This is a genomic window from Paracoccus fistulariae (assembly GCF_028553785.1).
In the GTDB taxonomy this organism is placed as follows: domain Bacteria; phylum Pseudomonadota; class Alphaproteobacteria; order Rhodobacterales; family Rhodobacteraceae; genus Paracoccus; species Paracoccus fistulariae.
Window position 1 is genome coordinate 1,641,510 of record NZ_CP067136.1, and the last position, 23,758, is coordinate 1,665,267.

General features: G+C 62.6%; 23 protein-coding genes. 6 read left to right on the top strand and 17 right to left on the bottom strand.

Annotated features, from left to right (window positions below; all coding sequences use genetic code 11):
- Nucleotides 1–42: 42 nt before the first annotated feature.
- The 15 genes from JHX87_RS08075 to JHX87_RS08145 all read right to left on the bottom strand — a co-directional run bounded on the left by JHX87_RS08075 (nt 43) and on the right by JHX87_RS08145 (nt 15,329).
- Nucleotides 43–687, bottom strand: coding sequence for an isochorismatase family protein (locus tag JHX87_RS08075; RefSeq protein WP_271885757.1), 645 nt, complete (start codon nt 685–687; stop codon nt 43–45).
- Between the two features lie 13 nt (nt 688–700).
- Complete coding sequence (locus tag JHX87_RS08080) at nt 701–1,015, bottom strand: GNAT family N-acetyltransferase (protein WP_271885754.1); 315 nt, start codon at nt 1,013–1,015, stop codon at nt 701–703.
- 271 nt (nt 1,016–1,286) lie between these two features.
- Complete coding sequence (iolB, locus tag JHX87_RS08085; protein ID WP_271885752.1) at nt 1,287–2,081, bottom strand: 5-deoxy-glucuronate isomerase; 795 nt, start codon at nt 2,079–2,081, stop codon at nt 1,287–1,289.
- 144 nt (nt 2,082–2,225) lie between these two features.
- On the bottom strand, nt 2,226–3,140 hold the full coding sequence (iolE, locus tag JHX87_RS08090; RefSeq protein ID WP_271885750.1) for a myo-inosose-2 dehydratase: 915 nt from the start codon (nt 3,138–3,140) through the stop codon (nt 2,226–2,228).
- 7 nt (nt 3,141–3,147) lie between these two features.
- Complete coding sequence (iolD, locus tag JHX87_RS08095; protein ID WP_271885748.1) at nt 3,148–4,986, bottom strand: 3D-(3,5/4)-trihydroxycyclohexane-1,2-dione acylhydrolase (decyclizing); 1,839 nt, start codon at nt 4,984–4,986, stop codon at nt 3,148–3,150.
- A gap of 77 nt (nt 4,987–5,063) precedes the next feature.
- Complete coding sequence (locus tag JHX87_RS08100) at nt 5,064–6,986, bottom strand: bifunctional 5-dehydro-2-deoxygluconokinase/5-dehydro-2-deoxyphosphogluconate aldolase (protein ID WP_271885746.1); 1,923 nt, start codon at nt 6,984–6,986, stop codon at nt 5,064–5,066.
- Between the two features lie 10 nt (nt 6,987–6,996).
- Nucleotides 6,997–7,926: a TIM barrel protein gene (locus tag JHX87_RS08105; protein ID WP_271885744.1), complete on the bottom strand. Its 930-nt coding sequence runs from the start codon at nt 7,924–7,926 to the stop codon at nt 6,997–6,999.
- A complete protein-coding gene (locus tag JHX87_RS08110; RefSeq protein ID WP_271885742.1) occupies nt 7,913–8,197 on the bottom strand; it encodes a putative quinol monooxygenase in 285 nt (94 codons plus the stop codon). The genes JHX87_RS08105 and JHX87_RS08110 overlap by 14 nt, the downstream gene beginning before the upstream one ends.
- Nucleotides 8,198–8,207: 10 nt before the next feature.
- Nucleotides 8,208–9,149 carry a sugar phosphate isomerase/epimerase family protein gene (locus JHX87_RS08115; RefSeq protein WP_271885740.1) on the bottom strand — a complete coding sequence of 314 codons (942 nt, stop codon included), beginning with the start codon at nt 9,147–9,149 and terminating at the stop codon, nt 8,208–8,210.
- Nucleotides 9,150–9,218: 69 nt separating this feature from the next.
- Nucleotides 9,219–10,391: a Gfo/Idh/MocA family protein gene (locus JHX87_RS08120; protein WP_271885738.1), complete on the bottom strand. Its 1,173-nt coding sequence runs from the start codon at nt 10,389–10,391 to the stop codon at nt 9,219–9,221.
- A 25-nt stretch (nt 10,392–10,416) separates the two neighbouring features.
- Nucleotides 10,417–11,439: a Gfo/Idh/MocA family oxidoreductase gene (locus tag JHX87_RS08125; RefSeq protein ID WP_271885736.1), complete on the bottom strand. Its 1,023-nt coding sequence runs from the start codon at nt 11,437–11,439 to the stop codon at nt 10,417–10,419.
- Nucleotides 11,436–12,341: a sugar phosphate isomerase/epimerase family protein gene (locus tag JHX87_RS08130; RefSeq protein WP_271885734.1), complete on the bottom strand. Its 906-nt coding sequence runs from the start codon at nt 12,339–12,341 to the stop codon at nt 11,436–11,438. The genes JHX87_RS08125 and JHX87_RS08130 overlap by 4 nt, the downstream gene beginning before the upstream one ends.
- Nucleotides 12,342–12,407: 66 nt before the next feature.
- Nucleotides 12,408–13,226, bottom strand: coding sequence for an ATP-binding cassette domain-containing protein (locus JHX87_RS08135; RefSeq protein ID WP_271885732.1), 819 nt, complete (start codon nt 13,224–13,226; stop codon nt 12,408–12,410).
- Between the two features lie 13 nt (nt 13,227–13,239).
- Nucleotides 13,240–14,238 carry an ABC transporter permease gene (locus JHX87_RS08140; protein WP_271885730.1) on the bottom strand — a complete coding sequence of 333 codons (999 nt, stop codon included), beginning with the start codon at nt 14,236–14,238 and terminating at the stop codon, nt 13,240–13,242.
- A gap of 116 nt (nt 14,239–14,354) precedes the next feature.
- Entirely contained in the window at nt 14,355–15,329 is a 975-nt protein-coding gene (locus tag JHX87_RS08145; RefSeq protein WP_271885728.1) for a substrate-binding domain-containing protein, read from the bottom strand.
- Between the two features lie 284 nt (nt 15,330–15,613).
- Here JHX87_RS08145 and JHX87_RS08150 point away from each other — a divergent pair, with 284 nt between their 5' ends.
- Nucleotides 15,614–16,651, top strand: coding sequence for a LacI family DNA-binding transcriptional regulator (locus JHX87_RS08150; RefSeq protein WP_271885726.1), 1,038 nt, complete (start codon nt 15,614–15,616; stop codon nt 16,649–16,651).
- A gap of 83 nt (nt 16,652–16,734) precedes the next feature.
- Nucleotides 16,735–17,757 carry a Gfo/Idh/MocA family protein gene (locus JHX87_RS08155; protein WP_271885724.1) on the top strand — a complete coding sequence of 341 codons (1,023 nt, stop codon included), beginning with the start codon at nt 16,735–16,737 and terminating at the stop codon, nt 17,755–17,757.
- Nucleotides 17,758–17,776: 19 nt separating this feature from the next.
- Here JHX87_RS08155 and JHX87_RS08160 read toward each other — a convergent pair whose 3' ends face one another.
- Nucleotides 17,777–18,742: a substrate-binding domain-containing protein gene (locus JHX87_RS08160; protein ID WP_271885722.1), complete on the bottom strand. Its 966-nt coding sequence runs from the start codon at nt 18,740–18,742 to the stop codon at nt 17,777–17,779.
- Between the two features lie 84 nt (nt 18,743–18,826).
- A complete protein-coding gene (locus tag JHX87_RS08165; protein ID WP_271885720.1) occupies nt 18,827–19,786 on the bottom strand; it encodes a sugar phosphate isomerase/epimerase family protein in 960 nt (319 codons plus the stop codon).
- Nucleotides 19,787–19,903: 117 nt separating this feature from the next.
- On the opposite strand from JHX87_RS08165, the gene JHX87_RS08170 reads away from it, so the two are divergent.
- The 4 genes from JHX87_RS08170 (at nt 19,904) to JHX87_RS08185 (ending at nt 23,713) form a co-directional block, all read left to right on the top strand.
- On the top strand, nt 19,904–20,941 hold the full coding sequence (locus JHX87_RS08170; protein ID WP_271885718.1) for a LacI family DNA-binding transcriptional regulator: 1,038 nt from the start codon (nt 19,904–19,906) through the stop codon (nt 20,939–20,941).
- Between the two features lie 80 nt (nt 20,942–21,021).
- Nucleotides 21,022–22,035, top strand: coding sequence for a Gfo/Idh/MocA family protein (locus JHX87_RS08175; protein WP_271885716.1), 1,014 nt, complete (start codon nt 21,022–21,024; stop codon nt 22,033–22,035).
- 1 nt (nt 22,036) lies between these two features.
- Nucleotides 22,037–23,026, top strand: coding sequence for an inositol 2-dehydrogenase (gene iolG / locus JHX87_RS08180; RefSeq protein WP_271885714.1), 990 nt, complete (start codon nt 22,037–22,039; stop codon nt 23,024–23,026).
- A 150-nt stretch (nt 23,027–23,176) separates the two neighbouring features.
- Entirely contained in the window at nt 23,177–23,713 is a 537-nt protein-coding gene (locus JHX87_RS08185) for a GNAT family N-acetyltransferase (protein ID WP_271885712.1), read from the top strand.
- Nucleotides 23,714–23,758 lie beyond the last annotated feature (45 nt).

Sequence of the window (23,758 nt, forward strand, 5' to 3'; positions counted from 1 at the left end):
GACGACGGCAAAAGGGCGCGAGGTCATCGCGCCCTTCCTTCTTCAGATCTTGCCCTCTTTCAGCAGGGCAAAGCGCTTGGGGAAATACCATTGCAGCACTTCGCGGAACCGCTGAGAGCTGTCGCGCGCCCAGTTGCGCATCAGTTCGGACCCGAACTGGATCGCGGTGATGGGCGTGGCGCCCGCAGCCTGCATCCGCTCGATGGCGCGATCATGCGCGACGGGGGAAATCCCGCCCACAGCATCGGCAACCGGATAGACATGATAGCCCTCGGCCTGCATGTCCAGCGTCGGGAATGTCAGGCAAACCTCGGTCCACAGCCCGGCCATGACGATATTCTTGCGCCCGGTGGCCGCGACGGCATCGCGAAACTCTTCATCTTCCCAGGCATTCACACCGCTGCGGTCGATCTCTTTCACGCCGGGCAATTCCGCCATGATCTCTTCCGCCGTGCCGGTATTCACGCCCATATCCACACCCACGGTCGAGACGATGACCGGAATGTCATAGGCCTTGGCCAGCTTGCACAGGGCAATGACGTTCAGGTCAATCTCTTCGCGGGTGGAAGAGGTGATGGTGCGATATTGCTCGGGCTGGTAATCGATCAGCACGATGGCACAGTTTTCCGGCGTCAGCAGACGGTCTGACTTCGGATCGCGGATGGGCTCTGGTTCAGTCTTGGCCATGGTCATCTCCTGTTCATGGATCTTCGCCGGGTTTGGTCGTAAACAGTTCGGCCCATTCGGGATGGCGGGCATATTGGCCGCGCACATAGGGGCAGATCGGTATGATGCGGAACCCGGATTGACGCGCGTCATCCAGCAGGAAATTCAGCAGGGCCCTGGCAACCCCCTGTCCCGACATCGCATCGGGCACGCCAGTGTGATCGGCGCTTATGATCCCCTGCCCCCGATGGGTAAAGGTGATCTCTCCTTCCGCATCCACGCCCTCGATCCGGGCCACATAACGCCCGCGCAGCGCGCCATCCTCTTTGGTAATCGTCACCTCTGCCATTTCAGACCTCTCCCTTTCGGGTCACGGCCAGCCGGGCCATGACTAAGACTGTACAATAAGGCAGTAGCAGACACGGATATAAGCCGGATGGAAAGCGAAACCGGCATTCGATGGCAAAGAACGGCCCGCAGGACAAAGAAGGATCGCAGCGACCGTCAGCCCATCTGGCCCGCGCAACATCTGCCCTGAGGTGATCTCACCCGAGGCGACGCCAAACGTCACCGGCCATCATTGGCGCGACAGCGGTCGCCGCCTCCGCTGCACCTCTTTTTCAGAACAGATGCTCGACTTCCGGTGCGGGAACGAAGCGCCAGTTGCGGCGCGGCCCGGCCATGACGTTCAGGTAATAGAGCTCGAACCCATGTGGCGCGCCGCAGGGATGGTGTCCACGCGGCACGCAGACCACATCGCCATCCCTGACCGCCATCACCTCATCCAGCGATCCGTCATCGGTATAGACCCGCTGAACGGCCCAGCCATTGCCGGGATTGATCCGGTGGTAATAGGTCTCTTCCAGATAGGTGATGCGCGGAAAGTCATCCTCGTCATGGCGATGGCTGGGGTAGCTGGACCAATGCCCGGCAGGGGTAAACACCTCGGTCACCAGCAGGCTGTCGGCGACATCCTGATCCTCCATGGCGATATTGTTGATAAAGCGTGCATTCGTGCCCTCGCCTCGCTGCGTCAGCGTGATCCCCTCGGGCCCGATCCGCCGCGCGGGATGGCCGCCGCGACCGGGCGCATGACAGACAGCAATCACGCAATCCGTCTCGGCCTCGGCCTGCCAGTCCTGACTATTCGGAACATACAGACAATGCGGCGGGGTCTTCTCGAAGACATTCATGCGCTCGCCCAACACGCCCCAATCCTGCCCGGCGGCCCGGATCCGCGCGCGGCCCTCAACCATGACCAGGATCACCTCGCGATCGCCGGTCGCATCCCCGGCCCGGTCCCCGGCCCGCAGCCGATGCAGCCCGAACCCCACATAGCGCCACCCGGCATCCGCCGGAGTGATCCGATGCACCTCGCCCCGGGTGCCAAAAGCCTTGCGAAGAAGGTGACTCATCCCCTGTCCTTTCCTGAACGCGGCCCGACGGCCCCTGCACATATCCCCATCCGGACGTCCACCACCCGGCCTTTCTTCTTTGCCCAAATATCCCGGGGTGAATTGGCCGCAGGCCAAGAGGGGCAGCGCCCCTCCACCCCGGCCTCAGACCGCCAGATGCCGGTCCAGACCCGCACGCGCAGCCATCTGCCGCAAGGCCCGATGGCCCATGGACTGATAGTGCAGCGGATCGCGGATGGCACTGTCCTGCTCGGCCTCGATCACCAGCCAACCGTGATAACCGACCTCGGCCGCAATCCGCAGCACCGGGGCAAAATCGACGCAGCCCTCGCGATCTCCCGGCACGGTAAAGGCCCCGCGCCGTACCCCCTCGATAAAGGACAACCCCTCGGCCCGCACCTCTTCCATCACCTCACGCCGGACATTCTTGCAATGGATATGCCCCACCCGGCTCATGTATTTTCGCGCCACCCGGGCCGGGTCGGCCCCGCCAAAAGTGCAATGCCCGGTATCCAGCAACAGATACACATCAGGACCGGCGCCCGCCATGAAGCGGTCGATATCATCCGCGCTTTCCACGCAGGTGCCGACATGGTGGTGATAGCAAAAGCGCATCCCCTGCCCCGCCGCATGGGCGGCCAGATCATTGATCCCCGCCATGAAGCGCTCCCATTCCGCATCGCTCAGCACCGGCCTGTCATTGGCGGCGACCTGATCATTGCCATGCACCGTGTTCGAGCATTCGCAGATGATGATCACATCGCTGCCCGCCGCCTTCGACATGGCGATATGGGCATCCATCGCGGCACGCTCGACCTCGGGCGTCGATCCCGTGGCAAGGATATTCGTCGAATGCCAGCCGCCGATGAAGCGCAGCCCGTAGCCGCCAAGCGTCGCCTTCAGCGCCGCCCCGTCCGAGGGCATCTTGTGCCCCTTCTCGATCCCGTCAAAGCCGATCTCGCGGCAATCGGACAGGCAATCGTCCAGCGACAGATGCGCACCGATGCTGTGATCGTCATCATTGGACCAGGCGATGGGATTGGTGCCGTAAAGGATCATATCGACCTCAATTAACCAGCCGCTGACGCGCGGCGTTTTGCAGGTAACCGGCATAAGCCGCACGCAGCTTCTCGGTCTTACCGACCTCGGGCACGGCCACGTCCCACCAATGGCCAGCGCCCGCCAGCCCGTCGCCGGGACCGGGCACCGCCGTGGTGTCGATGACAATGACCGTCGGAATATCGCGGCTCCGCGCGGCGGCGATCTCGGCCTCCAGCGCCGCAATGCCGCCCGCCTTGACCGCATGCGCGCCCATCGACCCGGCATGGGCGACAAAATCGATCTGCGGCTGCACCTCGATCCGGCTGTCCACATACATGTTGTTGAAGGCCGCGCCGCCCGTGCCCTGCTGCAGCCGGTTGATGCAGCCATAGCCCCGGTTGTCGGTCAGCACGACGGTAAAGGGCACCCGCCGCATCACCGCCGTCGCCAACTCGCTGTTCATCATCATATAGCTGCCATCGCCGACAAAGCAGATCACCTCGCGCTCAGGCCGCGCCAGCTTCAGCCCCATGGCACCCGCGACCTCGTAGCCCATGCAGCTATAGCCATATTCCATGTGATAGCCGTGTCGGCTGGCCTGCCACAGCAGCTTCAGCGCGCCGGGCATGGTCCCGGCCGCACACATCGCAATCGCGTCCTCGCCGGTCGCGCGCTGCACCGCCCCGATCACCTGCGCATCGGTCGGCAGATCATTCCCGCTCGGCGCCGCGCAATGCGCATCGACCGCCGCCAGCCAATCCGCCCGGATCGCCGGATCGGGGGCCTCGGCCCGGTGATCGCCCAGTTCCGCCGTCAGCGCCTCCAGCGCCACCTTCGCATCCGCCACCAGAGAGACCCCGCCATGCTTGGCTGCGTCATAGGGCTGGATATTCAGGCTGACCAGCTTCGCGCCCCCAAACAGCGTCCGCGAACCGGTGGTGAAATCCTGCAGCCGCGTGCCGATCCCGATCACAAGGTCCGCGGCCCCCGCCACCATATTCGCCGCCGCCGAACCATCGACCCCGGCCGCGCCGTAGTTCATCGCATGGGCCTGCGAAAGCGAGGACTTCCCGGCCTGCGTCTCGATCACCGGGATATTGTGGCGCGTCGCGAACTCGGCCAGCGCCGCCTCGGCCCCGGAATAGATCACCCCGCCCCCGCAGACGATCACCGGACGCGCGGCCCCCCGGATCAGCCCCGCCACCTCAGAGAGTTCCTCCGGATCGGGCGCAGGCCGCCGGATACGCCACACACGCGGTTCAAAAAACGCCACCGGCCAGTCATAAGCCTCGGCCTGCACATCCTGACAAAAGGCCAGACAGACCGGCCCGCAGTCGGCCGGATCGGTCATCACCCGCATGGCGCGGGGCAGCGCGGTCAGCAGATGCTCGGGCCGGGTGATGCGGTCAAAATAGCGCACAACGGGGCGGAAACAGTCATTGGCGCTGACCGTGCCATCACCCCAATCCTCGACCTGCTGCAGCACCGGATCGGGCCGCCGGTTGGCAAAGACATCCCCCGCAACGATCAGCAAGGGCAACCGGTTCACATGGGCCAAAGCCGCCGCCGTCACCACATTCGTGGCCCCCGGCCCGATCGAGGTCGTCACCGCCTGTGCCCGCCGCCGCCCCTGCCCCTTGGCATAGGCAATCGCGGCATGGGCCATGGATTGCTCGTTCTGCCCGCGCCAGGTCGGCAAGCCATCGCCAATCCCGTGCAGCGCCTCGCCCAGACCAGCCACATTGCCATGCCCGAAGATCGCCCAGACCCCCTCGATGAACCGCTCGCCCTCCTCCGTCATCTGCACCGAGAGCCAGCGCACCATCGCCTGCGCCGCCGTCAACCGGATCGTCTCACCGCTCATCACGCCGCCCTTTCTTCTTTGTCCAAATATCCCGGGGTGAATTGGCCGCAGGCCAAGAGGGGCAGCGCCCCTCCCCCTTACGCAACCGCCCGCGCATCGGCCCGCGCCCGGTCCCAGATCGCGCAAAGCCGCCGGAACCGCCCGGCCATCTGCGCCACCGCCGCCTCGTCATCGATCCGGCCCTCCAGCCAGCCCCGCGCCGCATCGCCAAAGATCGTCCGGCCCACGGCAAAGCCCCTGACCAAGGGCTGAGCGGCGGCCAGCGCAAAACTCTCGGCCAGCTCATCCTCGGGCGCATCCAGCCCCAGAACAACGATGCCGCGCGTGTTCGGATCATTCCGCTCAATCGCATCCACCGCGTTCTGCCAGGCCGCGGCATCGCGAAACGGCTCCAGCTTCCACCAATCGGGGTAAACGCCCAGATCGTAGAACCGCTGGATGAGATGCGCGGTGGTCATGTCATCCACCGGGGCCACCTTCGACGGGATCACCTCCAGCAGAAACTCCAGCCCGCTCCTGCGCGCCGCCGTGAACAGCCGCAGGACGGTCTGCTCCTGCGCGGCCCAGGTCGCGGCATCGTCATCGGGATGACAGAAGCACAGGCATTTCACCACCTGATCCTTCGGCCATTCGGAAAGCCCGCCCAGATCAGCGCCCAGTTCCGGCTCCAGCTGCAAGGGCCGCGACCCCGGCCACTCCACCGGCCGCCCGACCCACAGGCCAGAGCCCATCGCCGCCTGCAGCGCAGACCGCCCGATCCGGTCATCGCACAGAATGCCGTAACCCGGCTGGCCATCCGCCACCTTCAGCGCCGCCTCAAGGCACAGCTCCTTGAAGGCACCGCCCTTCTTGCGGCTGTAGCCCGGCATCTCCTCCAGCTGCATCCGGTGATCAAAGGCAAAGGTCCGGATCGTGGACCAGTCGCCGCCATTGTGATTGCGCGCCCGGTTCGTAGCCCAATGCACCTGCTCCAACTCGGCATCATTGCGCAGATCGGCCCGCGTGACCCCGCGCCTCAGGAAGAATTCCAGTTCCGTCAGCGAGGGATAGGCCGGGGTGCAACCATGCCGGCTGACCGCAAAGGCCCCGCAGGCATTGGCATATGTCAGCGCCGTCGGCCAATCCGCCCCATCCAGCCAGCCCTTCATCAGGCCCGAGAAAAACCCGTCCCCCGCGCCCAGCACATTGAAGACCTCGATCGGAAAGCCCGGACCCGTCTGGCCATCGTCAAGACTGTCGGGGACCGCGCCTTCAAAGGCCACCGCCCCCGCCGCGCCGCGCTTGCAGACCAGCGTGGCATCACTGACCTCACGTACGTTGCGCAGCGCCGTGATCGTATCCGTGCTGCCCCCGGCTATGTGGAACTCTTCCTCGGTCCCGACGATCAGATCAAAGAGATGCAGCGTCTTTTGCAGCTCTGCCGTCACCTCGGCGCTTTCCACGAACCGGCTTTCCCCCTCGCCATGCCCGGCCACGCCCCAGAGGTTTGGGCGGTAATCAATATCCAGCGCCGTCCGCGCCCCATGCTTCCGCGCCAGGCCCAGCGCCTTCAGCACCGCCGCCTTGGTGCGGGGATGCGACAGATGCGTCCCCGTCGCCAGCAGGCTGCGCGCCTCGGCGATGAACCCCTCGTCGATATCCTCCTCGGTCAGCCCCATATCCGCGCAATTCTCGCGATAGAAAATCAGCGGAAAGCTGTCCTCATCCCGGATCCCCAACAGCACCAGCGCCGTCAGCCGATCCGGGTCCACCTTCACCCCCCGCGTATCCAAACCCTCGCGCAAAAGCTGCTCGACAATGAACCGCCCCATATGCTCATCACCCACCCCGGTGATCACCGCAGAGCGCAACCCCAACCGTGCCGTCCCGCAAGCAATATTCGTCGGACTCCCACCGATATACTTCGAAAACGACCCCATATCCTCCAAACGACCACCAATCTGATCGCCATACAAATCAACCGAACTGCGGCCAATCGTGATCACGTCCAAGGACTTCATGTGCATTCTCCTAAAATCCGGTGTGGCGCAGGAAGGCGCGGCTGGCAGAGAGGTCTGCAAGAATTGATCCGTCATTCTGCGGATCTCGTTCCTGCTCGATGGTGATATAGCCGCCATAGCCAAGCTCGCTCAGCAGGCGACGGATGGCGGGATAGTCGATAGTGCCGCGCCCGATGGGGCACATCACACCCCGCGCGCAGGCATCGAAGAAGCGAATTCTTTCGCTCAGTATGCGATCATAAATCGCCGGATCGATATCCTTGAAATGGAGATAATCCACGCGGTCCCAATAGCGGCGCAGCGTTTCCAGCGGGTCCATGCCGGAATAGGCCATGTGTCCGGTATCGAGGCAAAGCCCGGCCAGATCGGCCGGAATATCGGCAGCCACGCGGTCCAACTCGTCGGCGAATTCAATATAGCCGCCCGCATGGGGATGGACCACGGCGCGCGGACCATGATCTGCGGCGCGGGTGGCGATGGCGCGGATATTGGCCATCATGCCTTCCCACGCCCCCGCATCCAGACGTGGCGCGCGGTCGGAATGGCCGGCGGCATAGTCCCGTTCATCATGGCCACAGTCCATCACCGTCAGGTAGGGCGCGGGGAAGCGCTGGCCCCTATGGGTCGCGGGTTTCGGCAACGCGGCGATCAGCGCGCAGATGTCGTCGGTCTGGCGTAGCAGGTTATCGCGGTTTGCGGGTGAGACGAGGTCGTCGAAGATGGTGCCCGCTACGATGGAAAGGCCGCGACGATCAAGCGCCTCCGTCAGGACCGTTACGTCCAGCGGCATATAGCCATAGGGCCCCAACTCCAGTCCGCCAAAACCTGCAGCGGCTGCTTGATCCAGAACCGTTTCCCATGCGGGTAGATGCGGGTTTGTCACATCATCCACGCCCCAGCAGCAGGGCGCGCAGGTGAGGGTGATGTCAGTCTGCGACATTGACCGTCTCGAATGTCAGGCTTTCATGGAACTGTTCATGAAAGGCGATGAAGCCTTTGGTGTAATCCTGCTGCATGTGGAAATCGTGGGCGGCACGGTCCGTCCAGCTTTCGACGAAAACCAGCCGTTCGGGATTGTCGGTGCAGGTGTAGAAATCATAGGCGATGCAGCCCGGCTCGGCCCGCGTGGCGGCCTGCACTGCGGGTGCGCGCGACAGGATGGTGTCGCGCGTTCCCGGGCGGCAGTCGATGGTAATGATGAACTTGTACACCTGCAGGCCCTCAGCGGCTGATGGTTGCTTGCAGCGCGTCGATGGAGGACTGGATGCCCGCATCGGTGGACATGGTGAAGTCCTCCATCTCCAGCGAAACCCAGTCGTTATAGCCCATCATACGCACGACCGAGAAGAATTCCCTCCACCATTGCAGATCCTTACCCGCACCAACCGCGACATAGTTCCAGGTGCGGTTGGCGACATCGGTCACCTCGCGCAGTTCCAAAAAGCCATCGACATCGGCACGGCCGCGTTCAATGCGGGTATCCTTGCCGTGGCAATGGTGGATCGCATCGCCAAGCGCGCGGGCCGAATGGATCGGGTCGGCGCCCATCCAGATCAGGTGGCTGGGGTCTAGGTTCATGCCCACTGTCGGGCCAACCTCACCCCGCAGCCGGAACAGGGTTTCCGGGTTCCAGACCAGCATGGCCGAGAAGTTTTCCAGCGCGTATTTTTCCACGCCGACCTCTTTGGCCAGCTTGACCAGATCGTGCCACAGCGGAAAGGCGCGGTCTTCCCATTGGTAGCGGTCGCGTTCGGGCATCTCGTTGGGCCAGCTTTTGGTATAGACCAGCCAGTTCGGGACCATATCGCCCGGCGCGGCCTCTGGCAGGCCCGACATGGTAACGATCTTCTTCACCCCGATCTCGCCCGCCAGACGGATCGTGTCCTGCATTTCCTTCAGATGGCGCTTGCCCATCTCGCCCGGGTCCAGCGGGTTGGCCGAGCAGTTCAGCGCCGCAATTTCCAGCCCTCGGGCTTCGATCTCGGTCAGCTTCTGCTTCAGCAGCCCCTTGTCGGCCAGAAGTTCATCGGCACGAAAATGCGGCGCGGGCGACCAGCCGCCGCCAGTCATCTCGACCCCTTCGACACCAAGGGCCACGCATTTATCCAGCATGTCCGTAAAGGACAGATTGCCCATGACATCGGTGCAAATCGAAAGTTTCATTTCTTGGTCTTTCTGATGCGATGAAAGTTGGGCGCACCGGGTGGAGGAGGTCCGGCGCGCCCGTTCCGGTTATTGATAATCCACCCAAGTCCCGCCCGCCTTGGCCGAGCGGACACAGTTTTCCAGCCAGCGCACACCTTCGGTGCCCGCTTGCATGCCGGGATAGCGGTGGGTTTGCAGGAATGCCTCATCCCCGCGTCGTTTCGCGTCGATGGCCTGAGCGATCCACAGATAGATATTGGCCCAGCTATCGCCCAGCCCCTCGGTGTGCAGCGCGCCCATACGATCCACGGCAAGGCTTTCGGGTTCCAGATAGGGCATGCCGTGATGCAGGATCTGTTCGGGTTCGCCCTGCACCTGATACAGCAGCTGATCGGGGCGGCTGTCGGACCATTCGACCGAGGCCTTGGACCCCACGAAACGATAACGCTGCGAGCCCATGTTGCCGGTATCGACCGAGCTGACCCACAGATGGCCCCGCGCGCCATTGTCGTAATGCATCAGCACCGTGGCGTTGTCTTCCAGCGGTGCGCGCGAGGGGATGAATGCCTTGCGGTCGCACAGCAGCCGCTCGATCCGAAGATCGGGCAAGACGACCTCGGACAGGTAGAACAAGTGCGTACCGATATCGCCCAACACGAAGGTCGGGCCGGATTTCGCCGGATCGGTGCGCCATTTCTGGGCCTCGGACGCGTTGGTGTCATCGCCCGCATTGAAGCCGTGAGTATATTGCAGATCGACGATGCGGATCTCGCCCAGCACGCCGCTGGCGATCATCGCCGCCATCTGGCGCACCAGCGGGTGGCCGGTAAAGCCATAAGTGACGCCGACGATCAGGTTCCTTTCGGCGGCGAGCGCCGCGATCTCGTCGCATTCGGCGACGGTGAAGAACAGGGGCTTCTCGCAGATCACGTGGATGCCCGCCTCCAGCAGCGCCTTGGTGATCGGGAAATGGGTGAAATTGGGCGTGGCGACGGAGACGACCTGAACGCCATCTTCGCGGTCCGCCTCACCGGCGATCAGCGCCTGAACATCGTCATAGCAGCGATCGGGATCGACGCCCAGATTGGTGCCGAAATCGCGGCCGCGCTTGGCATCCAGATCGAAGGCCCCGGCAACCAGCCGATAAGTGCCGTCGCGCAGCGCGCCGGTGCGGTGCTTGTAGCCGACCTGACCGGTACGGCCGCCACCGATCATACCCCAACGCAGGGGCGCGGCGATTTTGCGTTCTCCGTTGATCATCTGCGCTGCCCCCCTCTGGTTCAGTTCATGCCGCCCTGGCGGCTGCCTTGCCGTAAAGCGCCGGTTTCTCGATCATGGTAATGGCTTCGCGCGCGCCGGAATCGACGGCCCGCAGCGCCGCATCGCCGACCAGCGTGGCGGCGTATCCATCCCAAGTGCTGGGGCCGGTGGCCGTGCCCTGCCCCGCCGCGACGATCCATTCGCGGAACTCCTGATCATAGGCGTCGATAAAGCGTTCGCGCCAATCCTCGGGGATCGCCTGCCGGATGCCATATTGGTCGCTGACCACGACCGCAGGGCGATTGGGCAGCGCTGCGACGCCGTTTTCGCAGCTGACCTCACCGCGAATGTCATAGCCATAGGCAATGTTCACGCTGATCTCGACATCGACAATCGCGCCCGAGCCCATGTGCAGCAGCACCATCACCGGGTCGCGCAGATCCTTGCCGCGTGTGTTCCGACGGGGCACACGCACCTCGACGGCCGCGACCTCATCCTCCAGCAGCCAGCGCGAGATATCAGCGTCGTGCACCAGCGTATCGTTCAGCGGCATGTCCGAGGTATACAACCCCTCGGGCACGGACGCATTGCGATGGGTCGAATGATACATCAGCGGCGCGCCAAGGCTGCCGCCGTCGATGACCTTTTTCAGCCGACGGTAATCGGCATCGAAGCGGCGCATGAAACCGACCTGAACCAGACGCGTGCCATGGGCCACCTCGGCTGCGATCACGCGGCGCGCCGCTGCCTCGGACGTGACCAGCGGCTTTTCGCAGAAGACCGGCTTGCCCGCCGCAATGCAGTCCAGCAATTGCTCTTCATGCGCGGGGCCCCAGGAACAGATCACCACCGCATCGACCTTATCGGAATTGATCAGCGCCTTGGGCGTGTCGAACACCTCGGCCCCTTTGGGCGCGGCGGTGGCGGCGCGAGCGCGGTCAATATCGTTGACCGCGACCACATCGACGCCTGACAAGACCTGCGTCAGCCGGCGGATGTGATCCTGACCGATCATGCCAGTTCCCAGAACTCCGACCCGCAGCGTCATTGGCCCACTCCATGCTTTTCGATCAGGCGCTGCATTTCGTTGCGCATGAATTTGCCGGATTCGTCGGCCTTTTCTTCCCAGGCGAAGACGCAGGCGGTCATGATGCCGTCAAAGCCGATCTCGGCCAGCGTCTTGTAGAAATCGTCCCAGGGCACCTCACCCTGACCGATGTTCAGGTGCTGATGCACGCGCGCCGTCGATCCGGGCGGGTTGATGATATAGCGCAGCCCGCTGCTGGCCTTGTGGTTGAACGTGTCGGCGATATGGACATGGGCCAGCACATCCGCGCATTCGCGCAGCATCGCCACCGTGTCATCGCCGAAATAGAAGGTATGCGGCGTGCAATATAGGAACCTGACGCGCGGGCTGTTTACCGTGCGGATCAGGTCCACGGATGGCTGCAGGGTCTCGGTCCAGTCCTCGGGATGCGGTTCGATATGCAGGTTGATGCCTTCGCGTTCGAAGACCGGCACCAGTTCTTCCATGCTGCGCCACCAGGCATCCTCGCAGGCCTCGATCATGCTGCCGGTGTGGCAGCAGTAGCAGCTGCCCTTGTCGGGATGCGGGCCACGGCCGAATTCGCTGTTCATCGTGTCGACGCCCAGTTCGACGGCGATTTCGATGGCGCGTTTCCAGTGGCGGACGGCGGCCTGACGTTCGTCTTCGTCATTGCTGGCCCAGCGATACATCGGCAGCAATGTGGCGATGCCGACATTGGCATCCGACAGCGCGCGCTTGAACGATTTGACGCGGTCGGGGAACACGCGCGGCGCCTTGAACCATTCCAGAAAGTCGGCGCGGGGGCTGAGTTCGATCCACTCATAGCCCAGTTCGGCCACTTTGGACGGCAGTTGTTCCAGCGTCAGATGACGATGCATGAACGGGTCTAGGGCGATTTTCATAAAGATCACCTTGAGATAAAGATTGGATTATCCGGCTGCGCAGTGGATCACCGCGCGCCGTGAGGATCAGTGCTGCGGTGGCGGGGCATGGCCGTCATGAGTGGCCATGTATTCCTCGACCTCTTCACCCAGATCGGCCAGCGCCTCGCCCCCGGCCATCAGGTCGGTGATCTCCTCGCGCGATTTTTCGCCCTTGCGGAAATCTGCGGCCAGCGCGCCCTTGATCAGCACTCCGAAATGGTCGCCCACGGTCATTGCATGCATGACCTGATGGGTGATGAAGATCACCGCCAGACCGCGCTTCTTCGCCTCCAGCACGATGCGCAAAACGTGGCTGGCCTGTTTCACGCCAAGCGCGGCGGTGGGCTCGTCAAGGATCAGGACGCGGGCACCGAAATGGACGGCGCGGGCGATGGCCAGCGACTGACGCTCGCCCCCCGACAGCCCGCCGATCAGCCGGTCGCCATCGTCGATGCGGGTGATGCCGAAATCCTGCACGGCCTTCACCGCGATCTCATTGGCGGTCTTGCGATCATAGCGCTTGAAGATGCCCCAGCCCTTGGTCGGCTCGACACCCACGAAGAAGGACCGCCCGATGGACATCAGCGGGAAGGTGCCGCCGAACTGGTGCACCGTGGCGATGCCCATATCCTGCGCCTGTTTCGGATTGTCGAATTCGACCGGCTTGCCGTCGAACTTCACCGTCCCCGATGTCGGCTTGTGCACACCGGCCAGCGTCTTGATCAGCGTGGATTTACCGGCACCGTTATCGCCCAGCAGGCATAGAACCTCGCCCGCGCGGACCCGCAGGTTGATGTCATGCAGGACATCGATGGGGCCGAAGGACTTGTTGACATTCTCAAGTTCGATAATAGGGGTAGACATCTGTGTTCCTCCCTTATTTTTTCTTCTTCGGCGAATAGCTGAGCGCTTTTTCGCGGAAGGTGTTGTTCATCAGAACGGCCAGCAGCAGCATGATCCCGATGATCAGCGACGACCAGTTGCGGTCGAAATCGGTGAAGTAGATGCCCTGATTGACGATGGCGAAGGTGATCGTGCCGAAGAAAATGCCAATGACCGAGCCGAAACCTCCGGTCAGCAGCACGCCGCCGACCACGACCGAGATGATGCAGTTGAAGATGAAGATCATCCCGCCCGAGACCTGGGCCGAGTTGAACAGGATCGCCTGGCACATGCCGACGAAGGACGCGCTGGTCGCCGACAGAACGAACAGAAGGATCGTCAGCTTGTCGGTCGGAATGCCGGCATTGCGGGCGCTGACCTTGTCGCCGCCAAGAGCGAACAGCCAGTTACCGAAGGGCGAGTAATGCACAAAGAACACGTAAAGCGCCGTAATCCCCAACCACCAGAGGATGATGACCTGAAAAGAGTTCGAAATGAAATGACCGAACAGGAACTTGGCCCAGGGCGCCGCATCCAGCGCGACCGAAGTGGTGCCGGTCAGCAGCACCGAAAAGCCCAGCGTCAGCCCCTGCACCGCAAACAGCATCCCCAGTGTCACGATCAGCGAGGGCACGGCGGTTCGAACGACAAGAATGCCGTTGATCAGGCCCACAACGATGCCTACGGCCAGTGATCCCAGAATGCCGACGATCATCGGCAGTTCATAATGCCCGGACAGGATTGCCACGGTCATTGACCCCGCCGGGATCATCGCACCGATGGAAATATCCAGTTCTCCCGCGATCATCAAAAGCCCGATGGGCAGCGCGACGATACCGATATTCGCAGCCACGTTCAGCCAGCTTGCGGTGCCGGCGGGCTTCAGAAAGTTGATGCCGCCAAAGACCACAAAGAATATCAGCACCGCCAGCAGACCCAGCAGGGCCCCTGCCTCGGGACGGCGCATAAGATCGCCGAATGTTAGATTTCTCATCGCAGAATCCCTCCAGTTTCGATGCAATGGTCACACTGCGCGCGGCCATTGGCAGCGGGTGCGAATATGAAGGCCGATCCGCAGGGTCCCTGCGGACTGCCAGTATGATGCGACGCCTAACGCGCGCCTTTTTCGACGCCCTCCAGCGTGGATTCGATATTCGACGCATCGACGATGCCCGGCCCGGTCAATACCGGCGAGGTCGGAAGCTTGGTGCCAAAATCGATATGCGAGGCCAGAAGCTGCACGGCCAGAAGCGACTGCAGATAGGGCTGTTGATCGATGGCAAAGGCTTGGGTTCCATCCTGAATACGTTTCAGCCCGGCACCGTTAAGATCAAAGGTTCCGTGCATGACCGTGCCCTGCTTGCCCGCCTGCATGATGCCGCTTGCCCCCGCATCCGCATCGGTGGCGCTGACATTGATGACACCGTCGATGCTGCCATCCTGCAGCAATGTGGCCTTGATCGCCTCGGCAATCGCGGTCTGGTCACCAAAGGAAGAGGCTGGCAGTGGAAGTTGTGTGCCTGCGCCGCCGCCCTCTGTGATACCGTCGATCGCGCCTTTGCAGCGGGCTTCCTGATTGGCAGCGCCGGGTACGGTGTTGACGCATATGATATTCTTGGCGCCGTGTTCCGCGAAATATTGTCCGCCTGCGTGACCTGCGACATATTCGTCAGAGCCCACATAATTAAGCGCGCCCAGCTCATCCGCCTTTTCCTTGTTGCCGGCATTCATCAGGATCACGGCAACGCCCTGATCGATGGCCGATTTAATCGCGTCATCTTCGGCCTCGGGCACCCAGTTCGGCACGACAATGCCATCAGCGCCCTGGCTGATCGCGGTGCGGATCAGTTGTGCCGCATCGGGGCCCAGATTGTCATAGCTTTGCAGTTGCAGATAGTTGACGGTGCCGCCATTGGCTTCGACCATCAGACGGGCATCGTCGATGCCTTTCTTGACGCGGTTCCAGAATTCTTCATCTGCGCGGCCACCGACAACGGCGATATCCGCGGCGATTGCCGTGACCGAACTTGCGGCCAATGCGACACCAGCCAACAGCACGCGCAAGCGTGTTCCAGTAAGTTTCATGTCATCCCCCTTTTGGCTGTCCGGCTCAGCCAGTGATATCTTGCGCCGGAGCGTCCCTGCGCCGGGACGCCGCCTCCTCTGACAGGACATCATGTCCCGACCTTGCCCCGGCTGCCCTGAACAGAGAACCGAGTGCCTGATCGAAAACCATCAAACCTGATCCGATCTGGCAGGATTCGTATCCTTGCACATGAAAATAGCAAATGACGCAGGGTCAGGAAATAAATCTTGTCACAAAATGACATTATTGTATCATTATGTTTCATGATACGATGAGATACAGCATGAAGCAGAAACGCCCCACCATCGCCGCACTGGCGGAAGCGGCCGGCGTCAGCGTCGCCACGGTCAACCGGATTCTGGCAGGCAACGGTTCGGTCAGGCATGAGACAATAGGCCGTGTCCATGCCGCCGCCGAAGAGATCGGATTTTACGGGCTGGGCGTGATCGAGGCGCGGCGCAACGATGCGCTGCCGCACTACAAGCTGGGCTTCCTGCTGCAGCAATCGACGCGGGAACTCTATCGCCTGTTCGGCGACAAGATCATCGAGGCGGCGGGCCGTCGGCACACCGAAAAGATCGAACCCCTGGTCGATTTCGTCGATTTGCTGACAGCGGAAAACATCGCCGAACGGTTGGCCAGATTAGGACAGGCCTGCGATGCGGTGGCGATCATCGCGGGCGATCACCCGCTGATCGGCCAGACCATCGCGGATCTGCGCGCACAGGGAACGCCGGTCGTCACCTATATCACCGATCTGTCTGCGCCCGACCGCGCCGGTTACGTGGGGCTGGACAATTGGAAACTGGGACGCACGGCGGCCTGGTTCATCGCCCAGACGACCCACGCGCCGGGTCGCGTTGCGGTTTTTATCGGCAACCACCGCTATCAATGTCAGGACGTGTCAGACGCCAGCTTTCGGTCCTATATGCGCGAGAATGCGCCGCATCTGACCGTCGATGACAGTCGCCCGACCCATGAGGAACCCGCCGAGGCATATCGCATGGTGCGCGATCTGCTGGAGAACGGCGATGATCTGCGCGGGATCTATATGGCTGGCGGCGGCATCTCGGGCGTGTTGAAGGCGCTGCGCGAAGCGCCGCCAGAGCGCCGGGACGTGCGCATCGTCTGTCGCGACATCGGCCCCGAGACCCGCAAGGGCCTGACCGAAGGACTGATCACGGCGGCATTGTGCCACCCTCTGCCGCACAGCTCGGACGAATTGATTGACACGATGATCGCATCGCTGACCAATCGCCGTGGCAGTTCTGTGCGACAGCGGATTGTGCCATTAGACATCATTACCCCCGAAAGCGTGTGATCAAAAGCAATCAGCGTGTGCTTTGTGTTGACCCGCTGTCCCACCGACACTCGGACCATTTGCATCAAGTGAGGGAATGTATCATGCGGATCGGAATTGTCGGATACGGCACAGGCGGGCGGCATTTCCACGCGCCCTTCATCATGGCGGCCGAAGGCGTAGACCTGGCGGGTATCGTCGCCCGCGCACCTGCAACGATTGAGCGGGTGCAGGCGGATTATCCCGGCCTGCCAATCTATCCCAGCCTGACCGATATGCTGGCCGCTGGCGTCGATGCCGTCACCATCACCACGCCCCCGCAGACAAGGCGCGAGCTGGTGCTGGAAGCCATCGCGGCAGGTGTTCATGTCATCGCCGACAAGCCCTTTGCCCCCTCGGCCGAGGTCGGGCGGGAAGTGGAACAGGCGGCGAAAGACAAGGGCGTCACGCTTGGCGTGTTTCACAACCGTCGCTTCGATACCGATGTGCAGACCCTGAAATCGGTGCTGGACAGTGGGCGATTGGGCAATATCTGGCGCATCCACGCGCGGATGGAACAGGATGATCCCGCGACGCTGGAGGCCGGGCCGCAAGGCGGGCTTCTGCGCGATCTGGGCAGCCACATGGTCGATCAGATCCTGTGGCTGCTGGGGCCTGCGCGATCTGTCCATGCGCATCTGGACATGATCGACCTGCCCGAAGGCCCAACCGATGCCGGGTTTGTCATTTCGATCCGCCACCGGAACGGCGCGTTTTCACAGCTTGTGTCCAGCAAGATCAATCATATCGACGCCAAGGACTTCGTCGCCTATGGCGATCAGGGCAGCTATCGGTCCTCGCAGACAGACGTGCAGGCGCAGGCCATCTTTTCGGGCCAGCGCCCGGTCGATGATCTGGCGGGCTGGGGCTATGAAATCGAGGACCGCTGGGGCATTCTGGCCACCGAGGCGGGCGAAGAGCGCGTGCCGTCACGGCAGGGCCGCTATCACGATTATTACGAATGCTTCGCGCAGGCCGTCCGCGATGGCACCCCGCCACCGGTCACACCCGCCGATGCCATCGAGGTGCTGCGGGTTCTGGACGCCGCGCGCAAAAGCGCCGCCGAGGGGCAAGAGGTCGCGCTGTAACGCGCGACCCCGGCCCGGTTCAGCGGACGCCCTCTTCAACGCCCTTCATCGTCACCTCGACATTCTCGGCATCGACGATGGCCGGTCCGGTCAGCACCGGGTCAGTTGCCAGTTCGACACCGAAGTCGATATTCGCGGCCAGCATCGTCGCCGCCAGGAAGGATTGCAGATAGGGCTGCTGGTCGATGGCCATATTCTGCGTGCCATCCTTGATCCGGTTCAGAACCGATGGGCTGAGATCAAACGTGCCCAGCATGACCGGGCGTCCCGCCTGCTGGATCGCGATGGCGGCAGAATCCGAGGCCCATGCCGCGCCGGTAATGACCGCGTCGATGGAGGAATCCTTCAGCAGCTCGGCCTTGATCGCCTCGGCGGTGCCGGTGGCATCTGAATCGAGGTTGGCGGGGGTCGGCACGCGCACGACCTCGGCGCCATTTGCCTCGGCGCCTTCGGTGACGCCGTCGCAGCGGGCTTCAAGGTTGACGGCGCCCGGCACATGGATGTGGCACAGAATGCGCTGCGCGCCGTTCTTGGCCAGATATTCACCGCCGGCGACACCGGCGATACGGTCATCGGCGCCGAAATAGTTGATGCCCTTGACCGCTTCGCGATGCTCGGCGCCGGAATTATACATCATGATCTTGACGCCCTGCCCGGCAGCCGCCTGCAAGGCAGGAACCTGCGCCTCGGGGACCCAGATCGGGATGGCGATGCCGTCAACGCCCTGCCCGACCGCCGTGTTGATCAGCCCGACCAGATCGGGGCCGAAATTGTCGTAATTCTGGGTCGGCAGATAGGTGACCTTGCCGCCATTCGCCTCGATCACCAGCGCGGCCTGATCGACGCCCTTCTTCACGCGGTTGAAGAATTCGTCATTGGCCGAACCGGCGATCACTGCGATCTCGGCCGCCTGAACCGAGGCGACGCTGCCAGCGACGGTCGCGCAAGCCAGCAGGGCTGTCACGGTGGATTTCATGAAAGACATTGGTGTTCCTCCCTCTTTGCCTGTCGGAATTCTGGGTCGACACGGCGCTATGTCACAGCCGAAACTTGATGGAAAACGATCAGATCAGATGTCCTGAAGCCTGAAGTCCGACGGCTTGACCGGCGCCACCCGCCGCAACAGCTCGACCGAACGTTCCAGCCCCTCCAGCGAGTTCAGGATCATGTCCTCATGCTCGATCGACAGCCAGCCGTCATAGCCGCCCATTCTCAGCCGGTAACAGAACTGCCGCCACCAGGTTTCATCATGCCCGAAACCCAGCGTGATGTAAGACCACGCCCGCGCCGGTATATCGGTCAGCCCGCCATTCTCCAGCAGGCTGGTCGTGGCCTGCACGGGCGTGTTCAGCATCGTATCCTTGGCATGAACGTGATAGATCGCGCCAGCCAGCGCATCCGCCGCCATCAAGGGATCAGCCCCCATCCAGAACAGGTGGCTGGGATCCAGATTGGCGCCGATCACCGGCCCGATGGCCTCGCGCAGGCGCAGAAGCGTCGGCACGTTGTAGACGCATTGATTGCCATGCAGTTCCAGCGCGATACGTTCGACCCCACAATCCTTCGCCAATGCCGCGATGTCCGTCCAGAACGGGATAAGCACCTCGTTCCACTGGTAATCGAGGATCGACCGCGTCTCGGGCGGCCAGCTTGAGACGACCCAGTTCGGCATCTCGTCCCCCGGTCGTCCTGCTGGCAGGCCCGACATGGTGCAGACGGTTTTCAGCCCCATCTCGCCAGCGATGCGGATCGTGTCGCGCAACCCCTCGCCCTGCTGCGGCTCGGTCGGATGGGTCGGGTTGCCATTGGCGTTCAGCGCAATGATTTCCAGCCCGCGCGCCTCGAATTCCTTGGCAAAGGCGCGCCGGGCGCCAGCATCGGACTTCATCGCCGCCATGTCGAAATGCGGGCCGGTGGACCAGCCGCAAGTATTCACCTCGACGCCATCGACGCCCAGCCGAACGGCCTGATCCAGCAACTCACCGAAAGACAGACTGCCGAGGCTGTCCGACACGAACCCGATCTTCATCGAATGATCCTCCCAATTTGTCCCGATTCTTAGTCCCGCCAGAGCGGGCCGGCAGCGGCTGGAATGATTGCTTTCGATCAGGCCTCCACATATCCTTGGTGAAGGAGAGAGGAATTCATGCCAGGCAAGATCACGCTGAAAGATGTGGCCGCGCGCGCAGGCGTCGGTTCGGCCACAGTTGACCGGGTCATCAACGACCGCGGCAATGTCTCGAAGGATGTCAGCCGCAAGGTGCTGCAGGCCGCGCGGGACCTGGGCCTGAAGCGCATACTGCCCGAACATTACCGCAAGACCATCCGGATCGAGGTCATCCTGGCGCGCCCGGAACTGCCACTGATCGAGCGGATGCGCCAGCAGTTCCAGCGGCTGACGACAGTGTTGGACACCTCGATCCTGATCCACCGCACGATCCTCAAGGATGAAAGCGCCGCCAGCATCGCGCGAGCGCTGCGCAAGACCACATGCGATGCGGTCATTGTGTACATGCCCGACGATCCGGCAACCCATGCCGCCGTCGCCGCGCTGAAACTGCGCGATATTCCGGTCGTCACACTGATCTCGGATGTGCCCGGCTCGGACCGGATCGCCTATGCGGGGCCGGATCATTTCATGTCGGGACGCTCGGCCGGTTACTTCATCACCCGGATGGCGATGCGGCCGGGGCCGGTCGCGGTGCTGTGCAATACCCGCCAGATCCAGTCGCATGACGACCGGATTCGCGGGCTGGAGGCCTATCTGGCCGACCAGCCCGGCTTTTCCATCGCCGCCGTCGTGGAAGGGCGCGATGACCGCGACCGGTCCGAGACGCGGCTGCGTCAGCTTTTCGCCGCCAATCGCGATATCGTCGCCGTCTATAATGTCGGCGCCGGCAATCTGGGCGTCGCGGAGGCGATCCGCGCCGATCTCTTGCCCGCGCGACCGGTCTTTGTCGGCCATGAACTGACGAAATACAGCGCTGCCCTGCTGCGCGAGGGCGTCATGTCGCTGACCATCGACCAATGCCCGGAACTGCAGGCGCGGCTGGCCGTGAACCACATCCTGCGCCATTTCGACTTTGCCGATCTGGGGCAGGAAAACCCGCTTTACGACACGCGCCCGCTGCAAGTCGTGCTCTACGGCCCCGAGAACCTGCCGGCGAATACAGATTTCGACTGATTGCTTTCAATCATAAAGCTCCGGGTAGCCCGTCTGTTTTCATGCCACATCTTCGACCCGAGACAGCGGGAGTAAGAAAAATGGCCCAATTCGATCCGGTCAGATGGGGCATTCTGGGCGCGGCCCGGATTGCCGATGGCGCGGTCATTCCCGGCATGGTGGCCAGCGCCGATGCGGTGCCGCTGGCCATCGGCGCACGCGACCTGACCCGCGCGCAGGCAATGGCGGAAAAGCATGGAATCGCGCGGGCCTATGGCAGCTATGACGAGGTGCTGGCCGACCCGGATGTCGAGGCAGTCTATATCGCCCTGCCCAATCACCTGCATGTGGAATGGGCGCGCAAGGCCGCCGATGCCGGCAAGCATGTTCTGATCGAAAAGCCGGGCGCGATGCGGGCGGCGGATTACGCGGCGCTGAAGGGCGTGGACCCTGCCCTGAAAATCTCCGAGGCTTTCATGGTCCGCCAGCAACCGCGCTGGATCAAGCTGCGCGACATCCTGCGCAGCGGCGATTACGGTGCTCCGCTGACGTTCTCATCACTTCTGTCCTTCATGATGACGAACGAACAGGATTTCCGCCAGAAACCCGAATGGGGCGGCGGCGCCTATTATGATCTGGGCTGCTATACAGCGATGGCCGCGCGTTACTTTCTGGATGCCGAGCCCTTGCGGGTGATGGCCCTGATGGAGCGCAATGCGGGCGGAATCGACATGTTCACCTCGGTCATCATGGATTTCGGCAAAGGGCGGCAGGCGAGCTTTATGGTCTCGCTGGCGCAGGCATCATCGCAATCGATCCAGATCGTCTGTGAACGCGCCTTTGTCACGCTGCCGCAGGCCTACGTACCCTCGCGCAGCGCACCGAACATGATCCTGATCGACACTTCCGCCGATCACGCCAATTCCGATATCACCTCGCTGGAATTCCCGGCACTTGACCAATACAAGGCCGAGGTCACGAATTTCTCGCGTGCCGTCCGGGGCGAGGATGCCCCCTATTTCGACCTTGCCGATGCCCGCGCCAATGCGGCCGTCTGCGATGCTGTCTTCGCCTCGGCTGCCTCGGGCGGTTGGGCGCTTGTCAAAGGAGCCTGAGATGACCGTGACGCTCGCCCTGATCGGCGCCGGCCGTATCGCCAATGTCCACGCGGACGCCATCGCCGCGCATCCGGATGCCCGGCTGGCAGCCGTGACCGACGCCTTGCCCGAAGCGGCACAGGCCTTGGCGCAGCGCAGCGGTGCGGAATATCGCAGCACCGAAGACATCGCAGCTGACCCGGCCATCGATGGCGTGCTGATCTGCACCCCCACCGACACCCATGCCAACCTGATCGAGCGTTTCGCCCGCGCCGGCAAGCATGTCTTCTGCGAAAAGCCGGTCGATCTGGATATCGCCCGCGCGCGGCAGGTGGTGGACATCGCCCGCGAGGCCGGGGTGAAGCTGATGATGGGCTTCAACCGCCGGTTTGATCCGAATTTCGCCGCCGCCCGCCGCGCGATTGACGAGGGCCGCATCGGCGCGGTCGAGATGGTGACGATCACCTCGCGCGACCCGGGCGCGCCCGACATCAGCTATGCCGCGCGTTCTGGCGGAATCTTTCGCGACATGACTATCCACGATCTGGATATGGCCCGTTTTCTGCTGGGCGAGGAACCTGTCACCGTCTCTGCCCATGCCTCGGTCCTGATCGAGCCGCGCCTGCGCGAGATCGGCGATTACGACAGCGCAACCGTGATTCTGGAAACCGCCAGCGGCAAACAGGCCGTCATCACCAATTCCCGCCGCGCCACCTATGGCTATGACCAGAGGATTGAGGTGCATGGAAGCGAGGGCATGGTCGACGTGGCCAATTTCCACGAAAACACCATGCGCATCGGCACAGCCGAGGGATATACGACAGCGCCGCTGATGAATTTCTTCATGACCCGCTATACCCCGGCCTACGCCGCCGAAATCGCCGAATTCATCGCCAGCATCGCCGATAACCGTGCGCCCTCCGCGACCGGTGAGGACGGCGTGATCGCGCTGCGGCTGGCAGATGCCTGCGTGGAGTCGGTGCAGACGGGGCGGAGAGTCAGGGTGTGAGTGGGTGCAGCGTCGCCGAGGCCTGATCTGCACAACCCCATCCGGCTGGCACAGAGATCGGCTCTGAGCCCGGTGTGACGGATGCTTCACGATGTGCAATTGTCCGCTTTGGAGGTTGTAAGGCCTCCGTGATGGTGGCTAGGTGCCTCTATGACAAACCGTATTGCCCACTCGTTCGACGCTATTGACCTTGAAGCCTTGTCAGACGCCGAATTGGCCGTTTTCGCCCGTCTCGACGTCTCGAAGGAACAGGAGGACTTCGGGGGCACATTCCTAGGTTCTGTCGAGGAGTGGAAACGGGTACCAGATTCGAACACATACGGGCTGGCTTTTTTCATCAGGGGTCGGACGCCAGCAGGTATGGTTCTGCTCAAGCGTCCGCCGGCTTCGCCCAGTTGGACGCCAAACGATGCTGTTTCCCTGCACGGCCTGAAGATTTCTAGGGAATTTCAGGGTCGTGGTCTCGGACGCTTCGCGCTTCAACTTGCTATCGAGATGGCGAAGGCTCGGTGGCCTGATGCAACGAAGCTGGTCTTGGCCGTCGATGCTGAAAATGTCGCCGCGCTAACTCTCTACCGACGCTTCGGAATGTCGGACAGCGGCCCGGTTTTCGAGGGGCGTGTTGGGTTGGAGCATCGGTTGGAGTTGTCTTTGCCGTTCAAAACGCAGGCCAGTTTGACGCCATGAGGACATTCGTGCGAGTGCCGTGAAAGTTCACTTTGTCCGCAAAGC

Bases quoted from the DNA above. Each gene is read 5' to 3' on its own strand.
- JHX87_RS08120 (WP_271885738.1), bottom strand. From the start codon at position 10,391: ATGATCAACGGAGAACGCAAAATCGCCGCGCCCCTGCGTTGGGGTATG.
- JHX87_RS08075 (WP_271885757.1), bottom strand. From the start codon at position 687: ATGGCCAAGACTGAACCAGAGCCCATCCGCGATCCGAAGTCAGACCGT.
- iolB (WP_271885752.1), bottom strand. From the start codon at position 2,081: ATGAGTCACCTTCTTCGCAAGGCTTTTGGCACCCGGGGCGAGGTGCAT.
- iolE (WP_271885750.1), bottom strand. From the start codon at position 3,140: ATGATCCTTTACGGCACCAATCCCATCGCCTGGTCCAATGATGACGAT.
- JHX87_RS08100 (WP_271885746.1), bottom strand. From the start codon at position 6,986: ATGAAGTCCTTGGACGTGATCACGATTGGCCGCAGTTCGGTTGATTTG.
- JHX87_RS08155 (WP_271885724.1), top strand. From the start codon at position 16,735: ATGCGGATCGGAATTGTCGGATACGGCACAGGCGGGCGGCATTTCCAC.
- JHX87_RS08135 (WP_271885732.1), bottom strand. From the start codon at position 13,226: ATGTCTACCCCTATTATCGAACTTGAGAATGTCAACAAGTCCTTCGGC.
- JHX87_RS08105 (WP_271885744.1), bottom strand. From the start codon at position 7,926: ATGTCGCAGACTGACATCACCCTCACCTGCGCGCCCTGCTGCTGGGGC.
- JHX87_RS08130 (WP_271885734.1), bottom strand. From the start codon at position 12,341: ATGAAAATCGCCCTAGACCCGTTCATGCATCGTCATCTGACGCTGGAA.
- JHX87_RS08125 (WP_271885736.1), bottom strand. From the start codon at position 11,439: ATGACGCTGCGGGTCGGAGTTCTGGGAACTGGCATGATCGGTCAGGAT.
- JHX87_RS08175 (WP_271885716.1), top strand. From the start codon at position 21,022: ATGGCCCAATTCGATCCGGTCAGATGGGGCATTCTGGGCGCGGCCCGG.
- JHX87_RS08140 (WP_271885730.1), bottom strand. From the start codon at position 14,238: ATGAGAAATCTAACATTCGGCGATCTTATGCGCCGTCCCGAGGCAGGG.
- iolG (WP_271885714.1), top strand. From the start codon at position 22,037: ATGACCGTGACGCTCGCCCTGATCGGCGCCGGCCGTATCGCCAATGTC.
- JHX87_RS08170 (WP_271885718.1), top strand. From the start codon at position 19,904: ATGCCAGGCAAGATCACGCTGAAAGATGTGGCCGCGCGCGCAGGCGTC.
- JHX87_RS08160 (WP_271885722.1), bottom strand. From the start codon at position 18,742: ATGTCTTTCATGAAATCCACCGTGACAGCCCTGCTGGCTTGCGCGACC.
- JHX87_RS08165 (WP_271885720.1), bottom strand. From the start codon at position 19,786: ATGAAGATCGGGTTCGTGTCGGACAGCCTCGGCAGTCTGTCTTTCGGT.
- JHX87_RS08145 (WP_271885728.1), bottom strand. From the start codon at position 15,329: ATGAAACTTACTGGAACACGCTTGCGCGTGCTGTTGGCTGGTGTCGCA.
- JHX87_RS08115 (WP_271885740.1), bottom strand. From the start codon at position 9,149: ATGAAACTTTCGATTTGCACCGATGTCATGGGCAATCTGTCCTTTACG.
- JHX87_RS08080 (WP_271885754.1), bottom strand. From the start codon at position 1,015: ATGGCAGAGGTGACGATTACCAAAGAGGATGGCGCGCTGCGCGGGCGT.
- iolD (WP_271885748.1), bottom strand. From the start codon at position 4,986: ATGAGCGGTGAGACGATCCGGTTGACGGCGGCGCAGGCGATGGTGCGC.
- JHX87_RS08185 (WP_271885712.1), top strand. From the start codon at position 23,177: ATGACAAACCGTATTGCCCACTCGTTCGACGCTATTGACCTTGAAGCC.
- JHX87_RS08150 (WP_271885726.1), top strand. From the start codon at position 15,614: ATGAAGCAGAAACGCCCCACCATCGCCGCACTGGCGGAAGCGGCCGGC.